The sequence below is a fragment of the Blastopirellula sp. J2-11 genome, from assembly GCF_024584705.1.
Lineage (GTDB): Bacteria > Planctomycetota > Planctomycetia > Pirellulales > Pirellulaceae > Blastopirellula.
The window spans coordinates 4,415,931-4,433,604 of the sequence record NZ_CP097384.1 but is presented as its reverse complement, the minus strand read 5'-3'; the positions used below and the strand labels follow the sequence as shown (position 1 = coordinate 4,433,604).

The 17,674-nt window shown below is 55.5% G+C and carries 9 protein-coding genes and 1 pseudogene; 1 reads left to right on the top strand and 9 read right to left on the bottom strand.

All coding sequences use genetic code 11. The features are described 5' to 3' along the window. Positions 1 to 65 precede the first annotated feature (65 nt). On the bottom strand, positions 66 to 1,040 hold the full coding sequence (locus M4951_RS17505; protein ID WP_262022931.1) for a DUF1559 domain-containing protein: 975 nt from the start codon (positions 1,038 to 1,040) through the stop codon (positions 66 to 68). A 280-nt stretch (positions 1,041 to 1,320) separates the two neighbouring features. After that, on the bottom strand, positions 1,321 to 2,745 hold the full coding sequence (locus tag M4951_RS17500; RefSeq protein WP_262022930.1) for an IS4 family transposase: 1,425 nt from the start codon (positions 2,743 to 2,745) through the stop codon (positions 1,321 to 1,323). A 192-nt stretch (positions 2,746 to 2,937) separates the two neighbouring features. Between M4951_RS17500 and M4951_RS17495 the strand changes: the two are divergent. After that, a pseudogene (locus M4951_RS17495) lies at positions 2,938 to 3,894 on the top strand (ISAs1 family transposase); the annotation flags it as partial. 51 nt (positions 3,895 to 3,945) lie between these two features. Here M4951_RS17495 and M4951_RS17490 read toward each other — a convergent pair. From M4951_RS17490 to M4951_RS17460, 7 genes are all read right to left on the bottom strand, one after another. Beyond that, entirely contained in the window at positions 3,946 to 4,626 is a 681-nt protein-coding gene (locus M4951_RS17490) for an imm11 family protein (protein WP_262022929.1), read from the bottom strand. Between the two features lie 452 nt (positions 4,627 to 5,078). Continuing rightward, positions 5,079 to 5,537, bottom strand: coding sequence for a hypothetical protein (locus M4951_RS17485; RefSeq protein ID WP_262022928.1), 459 nt, complete (start codon positions 5,535 to 5,537; stop codon positions 5,079 to 5,081). A 400-nt stretch (positions 5,538 to 5,937) separates the two neighbouring features. After that, complete coding sequence (locus tag M4951_RS17480; protein WP_262022927.1) at positions 5,938 to 6,891, bottom strand: hypothetical protein; 954 nt, start codon at positions 6,889 to 6,891, stop codon at positions 5,938 to 5,940. 489 nt (positions 6,892 to 7,380) lie between these two features. Then, entirely contained in the window at positions 7,381 to 7,827 is a 447-nt protein-coding gene (locus tag M4951_RS17475) for a carboxypeptidase regulatory-like domain-containing protein (RefSeq protein WP_262022926.1), read from the bottom strand. Between the two features lie 127 nt (positions 7,828 to 7,954). Continuing rightward, positions 7,955 to 8,974, bottom strand: coding sequence for a DUF1559 domain-containing protein (locus tag M4951_RS17470; RefSeq protein WP_262022925.1), 1,020 nt, complete (start codon positions 8,972 to 8,974; stop codon positions 7,955 to 7,957). A gap of 798 nt (positions 8,975 to 9,772) precedes the next feature. Beyond that, a complete protein-coding gene (locus M4951_RS17465; protein ID WP_410050398.1) occupies positions 9,773 to 11,032 on the bottom strand; it encodes an IS4 family transposase in 1,260 nt (419 codons plus the stop codon). A gap of 145 nt (positions 11,033 to 11,177) precedes the next feature. Then, on the bottom strand, positions 11,178 to 17,342 hold the full coding sequence (locus M4951_RS17460; protein WP_262022924.1) for an alpha-2-macroglobulin family protein: 6,165 nt from the start codon (positions 17,340 to 17,342) through the stop codon (positions 11,178 to 11,180). Positions 17,343 to 17,674 lie beyond the last annotated feature (332 nt).

The window sequence follows — 17,674 nt, the reverse complement described above, 5'->3', positions numbered from 1 at the left end:
TGCAGCTTAGGAGCCGTGCCGCTGCACGAGCGGCGGCGCGGCTTGTTTGCAATACATGCTTCAGATCAGAACGCGCCCAGGACTTCGCCCCCAGAGCGGGTGCTGAGCCCCTGGTAGGTCGCCATGTCCATGTTTTCCGAAAGAAATCGGACGCTCCCGTCTCCCATGACGAAATTGGCTCCGCCGGCGTGCCAGCTGCCTGCCGCTTCTTCAGAGCCGCCGTTGATCGGATCATTGCCTTCAGCGGCGATCAAATATTCCGACATCTCGACAGGCGGATTGCCGTCAGCCCCGGTAGAGAAGATGGCGCGCCGGTCGCTGCCGACCCCATAATGGCCCATGGTGTCGCCGCCGGTGTCGACAACCTCGCTTACGAAGATCGTGTTGGTCAGACCGTCACGCACATCTCGAAACCGAGTCTTACTGTCGACGTAGAAAATCCCGTTTCCATTCATGCAGCCCCAAGGGTCCGACCTCATTTCGTCGAGATTCATTACGCCTGTGCACTCGCAGTCGTCATTTCCGTTCCCGATCCGGGTCCCCATGTTGCCGTTGTAATTGGAGGGCTGATACCCATTCTTCGAAGGACCATTGGTGACGTCTTCCTGGGAAGGACACCAGAACACGGAAACGATCGTGTCACGCACTATCAATGGTTTCCCAGAGTTTTGGCTCCCCGATTCGTTGCCAAACCCGTCAGAACCCTGGATCGCGTCGAAGAGCGTCCCTTGTTCGAGGAATGTCAGGATGTTGGAGTGCCATGTCCAGCCATGTCCGCTGTAACTCTCGCCATCCGCATGCGCCGAGCCTTGATTGCCGGAGGATAGGCTCTGGTAGGTATCGTGATAGTTGTGCAGCGCCAGCCCGATCTGCTTCAGGTTATTCTGGCAATGCATTCGCCGGGCCGCCTCGCGGGCTTGCTGGACGGCCGGCAATAGCAGCCCAATGAGCACGCCGATAATCGCGATGACAACAAGCAGTTCCACCAAGGTGAAACCACGGCGAGCAGTCTTCTTTTTGGACAAACGATCAAGTTTCATTTCAACAACTCTTCAGAAACAGATGAAAAACAACTGCGTTGAACGGAATGTCGAGTCGCTGTTGGCGGTTGCTTGGGCGTCGACGCGGCCAATAGAACAAAGCGAATGGCCGTCGCACAATCGTTCTTCGCGCAGTCTGACGACAATTCATCAAACCCTCATAAAACGGCGCGTAGACATGAAACTTGTGGGGGGAGCTGGCGCAGTGAAGAGAAGGGTTAATTGCGCGAGAAAAAGAAAAGGGGACTATGGTGAATGGCACTGTCAAACGTAAGTCGCTTCAGGTGCATCCTTTAGCGATTTCGGTCCGCGGGACGTTTCGCGGCTTTTGCATTAGATCGTACTGCTTCGGTCTTCGTTTGAGGACGCGTGGTTCCTGTCGCCCGGGGCGATTGGCGACCTCGCAGCGTGCGATGTGCTGGAGCGCGATTTCCATTTGCAGCGAGAAGGTTGCAGCGCTCAGCTGTCCAGCGGCGGTCAGCATCCAAGTCGACAAGAGGTATTGGCAGGTGTTGGTAAAGCTGATCTGACGGGGAAGCTTTTGGTGCACGAAAGCGGCGCCGGCCGCAGTCGTGCGGATCAGATTGTAGGCCAGAAGCGTCGCCCAGAGTTCACGGCGAACCATCTGGGGAGATTTGCAGCGTACCTGCCACGGGTTCAGCGAAGTCTTGATGTGGCCGATGTCCGTTTCCGCGTTCCAGCGAAAGCCGTAGAGGTCGGCGATCGATTGCTTGTCGTATTGGCGAGGAGCCAGCAGCGTCGTGATAACCGTCAATGATTTCGTGCGACGACCTTTCTCGACAACCCAGTAACGAATCTCTCTCAAGATAAGCGTCGGGGGGATTAACTGGTACGTTTCCACGTCCATCCACTTCGGGCGTTGAGGGCGTTCCCACAAGATCTGGTGATCGTATTTTCCCAATCGCATGCCGCGCCGGAAATCACTATGTCGCAAGTGATGCTTGCGAGCGCAGACCTGAGCTCCCTGGCCAACGAGCGCCGCGATCATCATGAAGGAGCAGTAGTAGCGATCCATCACGGCGACATCTCCTTTGGTGAACCGCCAAAGCAGCGAACGCAGCAGTGCGGTTTCTCCGGTCTGCTTTCCTTGGTAAGGGCCGATCGCCGCATCCATGACGCACGCCGTCGCTAGCGAAACGATCGCAACCGCGCGGGCAACGGGAAATCCACATCCCGGTTTCTGCCCTTTCTGTTGCGGATACTCGGCCTGGTTCTTTGGCGTGTCCGGCATGTTGAACGTAAAGCCGTCGACCAGCTTGGCGTGCATCCCCTTCCACAGCCAGCTTGGATCAGCGGCCGACTCCACGTCCGCAGCAATGGCGGCGGCCAGTTCGTGGAGCGCCTGTTCGGAAAGCTTCGCCCGCGCGCGACAATAGTCGCCGGTGTCTGAGGTCGGCGGCTGCTCGCCGCGCTGAATGCAGTACGTCACGACACGCGCCACCGCGGATTGACAAGAAGCTTCTTTGCCGTCGCGCAGCACTTGACCAAGAAACGACCAGACCATCACGGCGGTGCTGTAAACGGCCCCCAAGCCGAACAGGTTTCGATGCTTGGCGAAGACTTCCGCAATCCGCTCGGCCGAGAGGAGATCGGCAAATGGCAATCCCTCACGCGCCAAGAAAGCGTCGGTGATCTTTTGAAAATCGGAGCTGCATGGCGATTCAGAATTTGGTAAAGCAGCCATAAAAAAACCCTCCTTGGTCGAATCACGGCAAGTGAAACCAAGGAGGGCGTAAACAACATCGCCTGGGAGGGCGAAAAACTTGAATAACTTCAAGCTTGATCGGGTATAAAAAGAAATCCCGCTCAAGCCAAGATCAACTTACGCGCAGATTGAATTTTGACAGTGCCATTCAACGCCGTCCCCTTTTTACCACTCGAACTGCCAGGCGGCATTCCTTCGCACGACACGATCGGTCGCTTGCTCGCGCTGCTCAAGCCGAGTGCGTTTCAACAATGCTTCGACGAATGGCTGACTGCGATGCGGCAGGCAGCGACAACCGACGATGATGCCCGCGAGATCATTGCGATCGACGGCAAGACGTTGCGACGATCTCATGATCGCGGGAAAGGACTCGGGCCGCTTTGCTTGGTGAGCGCCTGGGCGGTCCGGGCAGGCGTCAGTCTCGGGCAAATGGCGGCTGCTGACAAGTCGAATGAAATCGTCGTATTTCCCGAACTAATCGAGCAAATCGACGTTCGTAAAGCGATCGTCACGCTCGACGCGGCAGGCTGCCAACGTGACGTCGCCGAGAAGATTATCGCCGGCAAGGGAGACTACGTTCTCGCGCTCAAAGGAAACCAAGAACGACTGCACGAGCAAGTCCGCGACTACATCACGACGCAGTTGGAAAATGATTTCGATCGCGTGAAGGTCGAGCGTCACGCGGAAGAAGCGAAAGGGCACGGCCGCCTCGACAAGTTGTTTTACTATCAGCTGAAGTTGCCGGACGAAGTGCCTGCGGGCGAAGATTGGCGCGGCTTGAAAACGATCGGCGTCGCAATTCGCATCAGCCAAGAGAATGGACGAGAAACGTGCGATACGAGATATTATATTAGCTCGTTGAAACCGGACGCGAAGCAATTCGCCGCCGCCGTTCGCGGCCACTGGGGAATCGAGAATTCGCTCCACTGGACGCTCGACGTGACGTTCCGCGAAGACGACAGTCGCTTGAGAAATCGGATCGCGGCGGAGAATCTGGCGTGGCTCAAACGCATGGCCGTGTCGCTGACCAAACAACACAAAAGCAAGGAAAGCGTCGTCATGCGAAGACGTATGGCGGGCTGGAACGTGAACTTCCTCGCGGAAATCCTTGGACTGGGAAAGAGTTAGTGTGCGTCAGCCGTGCCGAATTAGAATCATTCGATATTCTGCCTACGACATCTACGGCTTGCCCTTTCGTGCTCGTTTTTCGAGCCACTTCTTTCGCTCAATTTCGGGATCTTCAGGAGGCCAAACCTGTGTGAAGCTTGCGCCAATCAACTTGCATTCCTGAACTTTGTTGACAAACTCTTCCGTAACATAGATTTCGTGAGCAAAGGGCCTCTCTGGCAATCGAAACAAAATCGAGCCCTTTAGTTTCTCCTCAAAAAAGGAGTAGGCTTGAATACGGCTTGCGATTGAGCGACCAGTAGGTTTACGGCGAACTCCAATCCATTCAATGCTGGAATGATCTACATCGAGACAATCAATGACCTGCAGTACGTTCATCAAGTAACACTGTGTATCGTCATCCGCGATCAGACGAACAGGAAGCCATTCGACTCGATTTCCCAGCGACACCGTAAGACAACATTTCGCTCGCTCGGAAAAAAAGAGCAGGTTCAATGCAGGCAACGATGTAATATCGACGAATGGAGTCTTGGCGGCCTCTGCGGGTTCGTCAAAGTCGTCAGGATCGTCAAAGTAATGCTCAACATCAATCCGTACCCATTCCTCTCCCAATGATTCACCCTCTCCAAGTCGTCGATAAATCGAACCGCCTGGGGAGAGGAGATTGTTCACTCCACTCAACGCCAAGCTAGAAAAGGTTGGGGCTTTCTCAAGTAAATAAACGGAGGTCATACAGATTTACCGCTCCCATGCATCAGTGAGCACGAATCTAACCTCTGCCCGATTTTCCAGCAAATACCGTTAAGGGGGTCGGTATCGAAATTCGCCAAAGCTCAGGGCCAGTGGAAAGCAACCTATTTGAGTCGTGCCAACGTCAGAAGTTTATATTTTTAGATAACAGGGACGAAAAACTACCATTTAATAATTCGCTACGTATTTTTTTGCAGTTCCCTAACCACATTCGCACCGCCGCCTGATTCCGCCTCAACCAATCGCGGCCGGCAAAAGGGGGGGCGGGGGTCTTTTTTGCGTCCGGTGCTCTTGAGGGCGACTGCAGGGACGAAGCTTTCAACCCTAGCCTGGCCGCTACGCCACGTCCCCTTTTTACCTTTTTACCCCTACAGATCTGCGCGGGGGCCGCCCGGCAACGGGCGGTCCTACCGCAACCTCCAGGCAGCTGCGTCCTAATCGTTTCCGCTTTGCTCGCTTTTCTTCTCTTTGAAATCAATCATCATCAGTAGATCAACAAGTCCCCTGGCGCCATCAGCCGGACCGTCTATGGAGGCGTAAAAATAGTTACTGCCGTCGACGGTGACCGCCGCAGGATTGTGACCCGTACATCGTACCTCAATCTTGGTAACCGAAGAGTCCTTATGGTGCAGATACACGTCGGCAATGTGGAAGTTTAGGTGAGGTCGAATTCCATCCTTCTTAAAGGTGACGGGAAGGACCATTCGCAAAACCTCCATGGTGTCTTCTGGGGGAACCTCCACCTTCTCGATTTCCGGGACGCTCATTTCGCGAGATGAGTGAACCTGAGCGGTGACTCTTTCAATTGCCGGAAACGTCGGGGCCGATGGCGGAGCTCCGCACCCAATTGCCGAGACGTTAACCATCAAGAAAAATAATTGAAAGAATCTCATTCGCTCTAACTACCTAATTTGAATGCAGAGACTGTTGAAGACTCATTCATGCACGAGAAAGGAAAGGGGACGGAGGTTTTTCGGGCGCATCAGCCATGTTGGAGACATGCGCTACGTCCCGTGGTCACCCTCGAATGTACCGGGCATTTAAAAAGACCCCCGCCCCCTGCTGCGCTGATCGTTAAGCAATCGCACTGAATCCTGGCGGGCGGCTGGAACATTCTAGATACGCGGCGCTCCGCCTGACATTGAATGGTGATCGCCGGAGATTTCACATCGGTCCAATCTCGCGCACTTACTTTTTGCACAGGACGCCTTTTGTCTGGAAACTTTTTTGAACAGGGGCTGGCCTAAAATAAGACACCAGCGCGCCTCCATTTCGGGCACCACCTCAATCTATCTATTGCCCTAATGGAACAATGTCCCCAAAAGCAATGATTTCATCTTCCTCGACAACTAGTTCGTAGACACTGTTGATCAACAGGATACTCTTGTCAGACTCTCCTCCTCCAAAACTATTGCGGAGACTACAGAAATCGGAAAAAAAAGACCTTGTTTCCTTTGCTTCGTAAGAGACCAATCCACCACCAAAAAAACCCTCCTTATAGCTTCCGACAGGGATTCGATAAAAAAACCTGCTTCGAATCGCATCTCCACGAATTCGTAATTCAAAGTTCGGGTTCATCGCACAATAAGCGTCCTGTCCCAATAATAGAATAGCGTGGTAATCGTGCTCAACTCCATCCATGAATAACTCAATCGAGTCCCCCTCGATTACCTCCGCAGGGAACGATGGGTTTCCAAACGTATGTTCTCGAAACTCAAGCCCTTGGCCATCTTCTCGGGGATGAACTTCAACGGAGAAACCTGGGATTTGGGATTCGTAATCCTGCGCAAACTGACTGCGGAGGTATTCCCAGGCATTCCACTTCCATGTCTTCCATCGTGAAAGAGCCCTCTCCTCGAGTTCTCGCAAGACTGAATCGGCCTCCTGAACTTCGCCTCGCATGATGATCTCGTTGTCATCAAATTCCAGCTCACTGACCGTGTTGGCCACCAGCAAAATCTGCGTGGGGCTCGACTTACCGATTTCGATTCGGACCTTGTCAAAGTCAGTGAAAAGAAACGGATACTGATCCAGTCTGAGTAGCCCGCATTGCCTTCTCGGAGGCGCGGCGCTCTTACCGAGGGGGACGTTGGCATGAAAGAATCTCCTGCGAACGTCGGGCCCAGTAATATGCAATTCGTAACGAGGGTTTCGCGGGTTGGGCCGATTGGCGCCCCACCAAAACAGTGTCTGATGATCGCGTTTTTCGCCATCAACAGTAAGAGCCACGAAAATGTCGCTAGACATGAGTCAATTACCACAAGTTCTCATATGCATTGTTTTGTCTGACAACTGTTCGCAACCAAGAGTTGAGTTCCGCAGGCGAATTAGCTACACCGACGTCAACTCGAATATTCGTTCGTTTTGTAAAATCATCGATGGCTGATTTCAAAGCCGCCATGGCCAGGCTATCATCCCCCTCGCCAATGGTTTTAGCGAAGTGAAGGTCCAAGTCCGATCCGAATCTTGGCCCGCGTCCGCGGCCCGTAGTGGAATATCGAGAACCGAATATGACTCCCCTGGCGAGATAACCTTCGTTTATTTTTCCAAGCTTGCCCATAAGCTTTGCAAAGGCATAACGTGGAATTCCAGCAAGCAATCGCCCACTTGCAGCCGACAAAAGGACGGGGGTCCTTTTACGTCCGGTGCTCTTGAGGGCGACTGCAGGGACGAAGCTTTCAACCTAGCCTGGCCGCTACGCCAGAAGAAAACCGTCCCCTTTTTATCCCGGCCTGGCTATTTCGTCTTTAGGTCGAAGTTGATGGTGTTGCTGCCGGCGTCCACTTGGGCGGTTAACTCCGTTTTTACGTTGTATTTGACGGGAACGGTTTCTTTGCTCGCCGTGACCAAGGGTTGGCCCCCTTCGCCGCCGCCGGCGTCGTTGGCAGTCGTAATGCGAACCTGGTGCTCTCCCAGTACGGCTCCATTTCGGCTTGCCGTATAGATAAGATCATAGCGGCCATCCGCGTCGGTAAAGCCTACGGAGGGGCGCGCGTTGACAGGTTCAAATTTAACGGTGGCATTATCGATGGGCTTACCGTCAAGCGTGACGACTCCAGTCACATAACCTGTCTCGGGGCCTGGCGGTTTAGAACAGCCCACGGTTAACGCAGCCAAGACAAGCGCGACGACGCCTGACAGTCGTGCATACGAGATTAGAATTTGTTGGCGAGTTGCGATCAATTGATTCAGTCTCCGATTGAGGCCGGGCGCGAATTCCTCTGTCCGGCAATACGAGTAAAGCAGTTCACTAGACGGGCCGGCGTCTTTCTCAATCGACGCCGGCTGGGGACGCTCAGAATGAGCGCGGTTAGTACTCGCCGATCACGTTTCCATCGGACATGCTGCCAAGAAATTCCATGACCGTATCGGTGGTTCCGCTGACATTGCTGGCGGTGGTTTCCGGCAGGAAGCGAACCGCCCCATCTGCAAAGCAAACCTGGACTCCGCCGGGGTGCAGACTACTTAAGCCAGACTCCTCCCACTTCGGGTAGGAGTCTGCATGTTCCCAAATATTATTCGGAGAGTGATAAGTGGTCACCAGAATCCTGCTCGCCCCTTGATCCGCCATGCCCCCACGGTCTCGATGAGCCGGACCGCCGCCGTTATAGTCGCGGGTCGCGAACAGTTCTCCCGCCAGATAGTCGGTCGTATTGATGCGATAACAGCGCTCGCCCACCATCACGGTGTTGCTGCTTCCATCGGTAATGTCGCGCAACCGCGTGTCGCTGTTTCGATAGAAGATACCGGTCGCCCCGGTCGTACCATCGTTGTAGTTAGTAGCTTTATCCGCGCGAGCTAACGCCGAACTATTGATGCCGAGATAGTTGGACAACGAATGCCCTAATTCCGTACTCCCGCTGTTCTGGATACAGCAGCCGGCGCATTCGGTGGTGCTGCTGAAATCGGGCCCGATATCGGAAGGACAACGGAATGCAGCGTAGCGTGCCTGCATGACCTCTTGCTGGGTGTCCAGGACGTTGGACGGGGAGGCTGGGCCGACGTTCAGAATATCGTGCACGTTTCCCATTTCCATAAACGGAAGGGTCAACGCGGCCCACGACCAATGCCCCTTGTTGTCGACCACTTCCGTACGGCCAGAAATGTCGATATAGCCAGAGGGGAACGAGCCAAACGTGTCGTGGTAGTTGTGGAGAGCGAGGCCAATTTGCTTCAGATTATTCGCGCACTGCATGCGGCGGGCGGCCTCCCGAGCCTGCTGCACTGCAGGCAATAGCAATGCGATCAACACGCCGATAATGGCGATGACCACCAACAACTCAACCAAAGTAAAGCCACTTCTGGCTGTGTGGGATGCGCGAGGCGACATAAGAAACTTACCTTAAGTATAGGGAATAATAATGGGGGGTGAGAAGGAAACGGCCGCCTGCTTTGCCTGGGAAAAGAAAAATTGAAATGCAGAATAGATGAAGGAGCACTCTCGTCTTAACGCCTTGAAAGCGACTCTAATCGGGCATTTTAGCTCTCAAACAGCGCATAGTGGGCCAGTTCCTCATTAACCAGTCGTACGGTCAATCGGAAGCTTACTATAACAATTCAAAAAAACGGGGAATTTAGCCCTCCTCCCCCCGGTCGGGCAGAAGAGAGCTCCCTCCTGATTTCTGCACCAGCAGGTCTTAGGAAAGATCAGAACAGGCGACCAGGCGGCACTGACGAACAGTCTATTTCGCGTGCCCACAGTCGGCGTCTTCTCTTCCCTCTCTGTTGTCTTGAGGCCAGAACAGCAAGGAACGTCGAATCTATTCTTGATGCCCTGCCGTCCCCCATTCTATTTGGAGAGTCACGGACGATCGGCCGCCGCATCGAAAACGAGTCAAAGAATGAAGAGGAACGATTTCCATTGCTTCCTTGCTTCTGAGTCTGGGAGCAGTAGAAAGAGAAGACGCTGGCTGAAAAAGGCCAGGCTAATAAAAAGGGGTCGGCTAATAAAAAGGGGTCGGGGGCAATCCTGTTCGGCACGCTCCCGTGTCCGGCATTGATTCTAGCTAGTCACGACCTCTTTAGGCAATTTCGCGACGCTGGCGAGTCGTGCAAGCGAACGACTCGCTTTTCATCCGCGCAGCATCGACGCGGAGACCGCTTCTACGGCGGACTCTTGGAATTGTCGCTACGATTTTTCCTCTGCGGACGCGGCGGCTTGCTTCCGGATTTTCGTCAGGTGGGCCAGCAACTCCTCTTCACTCGCCAGGCCGGTGAAGTAGTAGCCGATCATCTCGAACGTTCGTTTGCTCGGCTTGCCGCCGACCCACAGGCTCATCAGCAGGCAGGCGATCATCGCGCAGTAGACTTGAAGTTCGATGCCGTTTTTGCTATGGCTGAGTAAGTGCGCACCGCCCATCAGTTGCTTGTAGAAACGGAAGAAGATTTCGACCGTCCAGCGGTACGAATAAAGAATCGCGATGATCTCGGCCGGGGCGAACGGCATGTTCGTCGCGATTCGCAGCACGCCGTCGCTGCTGGGCGCCTTCGATCCTTTCACCTTGCCGCCGGTCCGATTCTTGTGCGGCGTGCACTTCACGCAGACGAGCCGAACCAAGTGATCGGGGCGATCCTCCAACTTGCTCGTCTTGCCCAGCAGCACGGTCTGATCGCTCAGCACGCCGGCCGCGCGATCGCCGTCGATCAGCGGGCGATCTTCGAGCACGTCGTACTTCGAGTTATCGCGCAGCCGACAGAGGTAACTGCTGCCGCGCTGATCGATCGCGTTGAGTAGTTTGAACTTGGCGTAGCCACGGTCCATCGCGTAGATCTTGTCCGCGTCTAGCGAACGCGCGAGCACCGCCCGCTCGTCATGTTCGCCGCCGCCGTCAGGCGTCACGGTAATCGATTGCGGCGTGAAGCTGGCGACCTCAAAATGCGTGTGCAACCGCCAATGGACGACGGCCGAACCAGTCGTCTGCTTGAGCAGCGAAGCGGCCATGATCGAAGGCAACGCGTTCACCACACTGCCGTCGACCGCGATCAGTCCTTGGGCGAACTTCGCCGTCTTGGAGTCAAGTTTTCCGGCTTGTACCTGCTCGGCCAACTGCCCGATAATGGCCTTCAGCCGCTCCGGCTCAAACAGCCGCGCACTTTCCGAAAGCGAGCCCAGCGACGCTTTCGCGTTGCCGAGCTTCGCCTGAACCTTCGTGAGTTCGCTCGCCTGCGAAAGCGCCCGCAGACTCGATATGCCAGGGTTCAGAACGTAAAGCAACACCAGCATGCAGTACTGGTCGAAGTGCAGAGTTCGGTTGCCCGCCGTGTCGCGAGCAGTCGCGTCGTCATGCAGCTGGGCTAGCAACGGTCGAAGCTTGGCGAAGTACTTCAGGCCTTGCAGATGGATTGGCTGCTGGTCGTCCGAGTTCTGATTTTGAGAAGGCTTACGCACGATAAAACATCACCGCATCCAAGGTCGAGACAAACGTTCGCCCTGCCAATCTGGCAAGACAAAACACAACTCAATCTTGATGCGCAAATCGCGTGCCGAACAGGATTGCCCCCGTCCCCTTTTTTCGCTCCCTTTTTTCGGCCGTTTACGGTTGATCGATGATCGAGATTTTCATTTCATCCGAGTTGCCGACTAGTTCCGGTGCGTACATCGCTTCGGCGATCGCCGGCAAGGCGCTGAACTTGCCGGGGATTTCGGCCCGCAGTTGGTACGTTAGGCTGTGCTTGCCGCGGGGCAGTTGGCGAACGAAGAACGTGACGCGGTCGTCACGTAGTTCCATGTAAGCGCCCAGGCTGTTGCCGTTGTATCCGCTGCGCAGGTCTTTGGCCTCGAACCCGGCCGCTTTCTGATCCTCGAACATGACGTACTCGTAGTCGTTCTTTGACTCCAGCACGAGCTCGACTTCGACCAGATCGCCGCTGGTCAGCTGGGCGCCGGTTTCGAGCGGTTCGCGGCGATATTTTTCGACGCGTTGGTTGACGGCCTGACCGCGATCGCCAGCGACCTTCACTTCTTTTTCCTCGGGAACAAGTTTGTAGTAACGTCGTTCGACCTTCACTTCCAGGCCGGCCTTGGTGATGAAGTCTTCGAGCGTAAAGTTGGTGAGATAGGTGTTGAAGTAGACGGCGCCTTCGCCTTGGCGGCGAATTTCGATCTTGTGATCGCCGCCGGTGACATTCTTGCCGACCAATTCAAACGTGTTGTCCACCGTGAAGAGATTGTCTTTGGTGAACTCGGTCGTTTCTTTCTTCTGGCCGTCGATCCAAATCTCGACGGTCATCTCCGGCTTCAGCTCATTGGTCGCTCGCAAGTAGTCGGACATCGCTTCGATGCACAACGAGGTGTCGCGTGTCGATTTCCAGTAGGTTGCGTGCTTTCGATTGTTCAGCAGGTACTTCACCAAACGGGGCGAGGTTTTGCTGTTGGGATCGACCTTGGTGAGCAACTTCAGATAGTAGGCGTTCGCTTCGATCGGATCGCCGTACCAGTTCCACCAGTAGTTGTCTTCCGGCATCTTCAGATAGGCGGTCTCGTTCTCCATGTCGGTGACCAGATATTGCTCGATGTTGCGCTGCACCATCGCCAACTTGTCGGCGTCGGCCATCTTGTGCAAGCCTAGCGCGTACATCGCTTTGGCGTAGACCGACAAATGGGTTCGATCGCGATAGAGGAAATCTCGCATCGCGCGGTTTTCGCGGCCGGCGTCGACCAGGATCATGTAGACCAGCGCGTCGGTATTGTCGGCGGTCGTCTTCCAGGGCTTTTTCTCGCCGTCGGCGTTTTGCAGTTTTTGCACTTCGGTCGCCTGGTAGCTCGAAAGCCAATCGAGTCCGCCGTTGATCACGCTGGGGACGATCGCGACGTCGTTCTCTTGGGCGACTTGCAGCCCATGCACGACCACGGCGGTCGTATGCGGGTAGCTGCGTTCGTTGTAGCCGGAGAACCAACCCCAACCGCCGTCCGTGTTTTGCATGTCGGTCAGGCGCTGGACGCCATCGGCGACCATCTTGCGTACGGTCTCGATCTCGAAGACGGGGTTCCGCTCAAATCGCTTCCATTGTTTGGCGCGATCGGCGGCGTCTCCCAGCTCTTGGGCGTTCAGGTTATTGCGTTTTTCTTGGATCGCCTTCAAGTCGAGCTGCATATCGAGCAGCACTTTTTGCGTGATGACGGTCGGCAGGAAGCGATTGAGCGTTTGCTCAGTACAACCATACGGATAGTCGACCATGTAGGGCAACGCGTCGACCATCGCGCCGGCCAGAGTCGGCGTGTAGCGGACGACCAGACGGCTGTCATCGATGCGGCGCTGTTGCGGTACGGTGACGGTGAGCGTCGCCATATCGACTTCGGGCTGAACAGTCCCGGCCCACGATTCGGTCTTCAGCAGGCCGTGCACTTTGGCCGGAAAGCTCATTTCGACGGCGTCCGATTCTTCATCGGTCAGCGCCTTCATCCGAATGACGGCGGTTCCTTCGGAAAGCACTTTCACGCGCCAATCGACGCGCAGTTCGCCGCCGGCTTCGATCTTGACCGTCTGCTCCGACGGATCAAGATGCTCAAGCAATCCGCCAGGCGTTTCTAACGAGACTTGGACCGCTTTGGCCGTCTTCAGGTAGTTGTGGACGTTGGCCGACAAGACAACTTCGTCGGTTTGCACAAAGAAGCGGGGAGCTTGCAAACGAATCAGCAAGTTCTTGGTGGTGATGATTTCCGCTTCGCCAGAGCCGACACGCGTGCCGTCGCCCATCGCCCAAGTCTTGACCTTCCAGGTGGTCAAGTTCTCCGGCATTTTCAACGAGACTTCGGCTTCTCCCTGTTTGTTCGTGGTCAGCGCGCCGACCCACAGCGCCGTATCGGCAAAGTTGGTCCGTACCGACGCTTCGACCATCGGCGGGGCGGCGGCGCCTCCACCGATCGCGTCTGCCTGGGGCTCGGCGGCGGCGTCCATCGACATTTCCGATTTCGCCATCGCGCCGCGCGCCATCATCATGCCGGGGGCCGCGGCCATCGGCATGGCCTCTCCTGCCATGCCGCCGCGGCGAAACATTTGTTTATCGGCTCCTCCCCCAAAATTATCGGCAAGCGAATTCAACTCGTCGGCGACGCCTTGCCCGAAGACGCCGAGGAAACTCATGCCGGTATGGTTGGGCAGGACGATGTTGTAGGAAGCTTTGGAGAGACTATCTTCGAGCGAAGGTTGGTGGTGTCTGCGCCATTTCCAGAAGAACTCGCGAATATCCCCGACGTTCGATCCGCCTGAGATATATTCGACCGCTTTGTCATAGATCGAAACGACGGTCGATCCGACAAACGGTTCGCCGGCATGATCGGTCAACGTAATTTTGACGTTGGCTTCTTCACCGGGCTTGTACTTTTCTGAATTGGGAGCGACGGCGACGTTCAGCACGCGTTTCTCGGGCGGAACGACAATTTCTTTCGTCTCTTGATGGACCTGGCCGTCGTAGATCGTCAACGCTTCGACAAAGAAGTTGGGCATATCCTTTTTGACGACCCCGATGTCGACGACCGTGCTCTTGCCGGCCAGTTCCAGCCGTTGCGGCGGCAGATAGATGCCGTTGGTCGGTCGCACGAAGAGGAGGACCGTCGTGCCGGGGCGATCGGTGTTGATCTGCAGCTTGACGGTGTCGCCGGGCTGGTAATCCTTCTTATCAGGAATCAGTTCGAGATGGTTGAAGCGATACTGCGATCCGTCGAAGCCTTCCCCGATGATCGTGAAGATGAAACCTCCTTCGATCGCATGCTTTTGGGAGTCGGTCACCGTCGTCGAGAGACGATATTGTCCCGCGGCGGAAGCTTTGATCTGCAGGTCAGCGACCCCTTCTTCGCCGACGTTCTTGTTCCACGATTGCACCTTGGTCTCGACCGGCTTGCGGTCTTCGTCGTAGGTGATTTTGTACAGGACCAACTCGGCGGGACCGGCGACCGGTTTGCCGTCGAGGGTTTGCGCTTTGATATTTGCCTGAACGGTGTCGCCCACTTGGTAGTAGCCGCGATCGAGCCAGGTAAAGACCTTGAACGGCTCTCGCGCCACCAAGACGTCGCCGGCGCCGACGATGGTGCGCCGCGACTTGTCACGGACTTCGGCTGTGATCGTGTACTTGTGGTCTTGGTCGGCATGAATCGCTTTGGCTAACTCCGTGTCGATCTCAACCTGGATCGTGCCATCGGGGCCGATCTCTACTTCTTGCTCGGCGACTAACTCGGGCGGAGTTTGCGGGAAGGGACGCCAGAAGGGATAAGGCCGCATGCAGCCGGCCCAGCGAGAGTAGCCGGGATACCAGTTGTAGTCATAGGCGAACCACCAATAGCCGTTGCCATAGAACCAATCCCAGGGAGCGATCGGATACCAATCTTGCCGATAGTCGGTCCGCATGATCTTGTATTTGACGCTGGCGTTGGTGACCGGTGCGCCAAAAAAGTATTTGGCGGTGATGGTCGCTTCAATCTTTTCGCCCAGCATGACCGGTTCGGTCGGAGCGTCGATTTTGACTTCAAATTCCGGCTTCTTGTATTCCTCAACGCGAAAGTTTCCGCCGCCGTGATCGGTGTAGATCGTATAAGAGCCGAGCTTGGCGTCGCTGGGGATCGGCCACTGGCCGACCAGCCCGCCAAACTCGTCGGTCGTCAGTTGCTTGTCATAGACCTTGTCCCCTTGCGGGTTGTTGATCCTCACGCTGAACTGACGGTTGGCGAACTCGCTAGCGCCTTCTTTGTCGTACTGTGCGTGTCCGAGCCAAAACTTGAAGTTGGCCGTTTGGTCAGGGCGATAGACCGGGCGATCGGTGATCAAAAACGCTTTGGTCGCGTTATATTCGGGATCGTGACGTTGGCCGAACCAGACGCCTTGAAAGCCCATGTAGGCGAGGCCATGTTGGTTGGGTCGCGCCATCACGATCCACTGCATGCGATCTTCCAGTTTGGTCGCATCGAGTTTGATTTGGCCGTTGGCGTCGGTCTTCTCCGAGAAGTTTTTCGTGGTGACGCGAAACTTGTTCGTGCCGCGAATATTGTCTTGGCGAAAGCCGAAGAACTCGACATTGACGCCGGCCAACGACTTGCCGGTCACCGCGTCAGCGACATAGTACAGCACCCCTTTGTCGAGACGTTTCGAGATGATCGCCGAGTCGGCGATCCAGACGACGAGATCCGACTCGTTGCCATTCTCCATCTTGGCTTTGATCAGATAGGCGCCGGCGGTTTGCAATGGAGCCTGAATCGTGATGCGGCGATCGAAGTGTTGCTCGCGCGGCGCGAGATCGACGCTCCAGTTGGCGACCGGTTTGCCGACGTATTTTCCGCCCCCTTGATGGATGATGCGCGAACCGATGTCTTGGATGTTGATTTGCTGATAGTCGACGCGGTCGGGGTCTGACTTCAGATAGGTTTTCACATCGGTAAGCAGCTTCTCGACGTCAATGGGCGACGCGGTCAGGCTCACTTTTTTGCCGTTGCGAAACAGATATTGAAGTTCGGCGCCTTGTCCGGCGGGCGCGATCTCGCCTCCTTGGAACTGTCCCCAATTGCCGACGATCTGTTGCAGCCGATCCTTGCGATAGTTGTTGTTGCCGGGACCGTACTTGGCGATCGCGTCGCGCCAGAGTTGGGCGGCGCGCGGATACTGCCGACGATTCTCAAAGATGCTGGCCAGTTGATCGTAGGTCGACTCGGCGTAGCCTGATTGGTCTTCCATGATTTGTTTGTAGAGCGCGACGTGGTTAAATTCGTCGGGCAATTCAAATCGCTTGACCCCGTTGGCCAGACGCGCGATCGTTTCGTTTTCTTTCAGCGTGTGCAGTGCGTACGTGCCGGTGTCGGCGCCTTCGTCCTGTTGTTGTCCGCCGCGGGGCCAAAAGCCGAAACGCTGCAGCGTTTGCACGCCAAATTGCTGCTGGGCGAAATCGGCCCGTTGTCGCAGCGCGTAACCTTTCAGACTCGGCGAATTTTCGACGGTCATCGCCAGGGCCCAGCGCCAGCGCTCGCCGTCGTTGGCCGCCGCTTTCCAGGACTTGGGCTCCGAGTAGTAGATCGGTTCGCCGGTTTCATCGACGGGGGCGCCTTGCGCTTGCCCGCCGCGACCATAGCCTTCTTCGTAGTCGGGCAACGCATCGGTTTCGGTCCGATATTGCAAACGCCATGATTCGTTGTGGCTGCGTCCACTGAGGACAAATTGCGCCAGCGCTTGATAGAAAGTCGCGACCTCTCCCTTCTGATCATCCTTGGCTACCAAGGGGAGAGCTTGTTCATAGAGTTGCAAAGAACGAACGCGATCACGCTCGATGCTGTTGGTCCATTGGCCTCGATTTCGTCGGCCGCCGCGGACGAACTTGTTGTCAATCATTTGTCCATAGTGCTGGACGCTTTGATACTGCGCTGCGACGGCCGCTATGACGCGCCACTTTTCGGGATGCGCGGCGACAACCTCTTCCAGGAAATCGGCCTGTTCGTCGACGCGAGCCAATTGCTGCAGCGCGCTAATCATTTGGTAGAGATGAGAGCGAATCTCGTTGGCGTCGCTGTCGGCGTTTAAAAAGAGGGGGCGCCCCTTTTCGTACGCTTCTTTGTAATTGCCGTCTTTATACAGCTTGTCGAGTTGCGCGAAGTCGATCGGTTGAGCTTGCACAGCGAACGATCCTAGTTGTCCGACCAACAGCGCACCCATCACGCCGACGATGGCCAAGAGTATTGCAAATTCGACGAAGCGAAACCTGACGGTGGTTCTCTTGTTCATATTTCTACCTAATGCCTGATCACTTGCGGGTTTGCCCTGTTGCACCGCATTTTGCTAATCACCAACCATGACGACGTGCGGCCCGAAAAAGTTTTCAGGAAACTTTGATGACGAATCGATGCTCTCGTCTGCCGGCGATAAACGGGTAAAGTGGATTATGGCAGATTTATGTAAAATTTTGTGCGAAACCTGAGGGGATACTTTGGTGAAAAAGAAATAGTCGTATTGCCGCGCCGCGACGCATTTGAGAGGAAATGGCGCCGCCGACTATGATAGAGTTTGGATAGAATCGCCACCCCAAAGGTCTAGGACCCCCGGTCCAAAGAAAACTT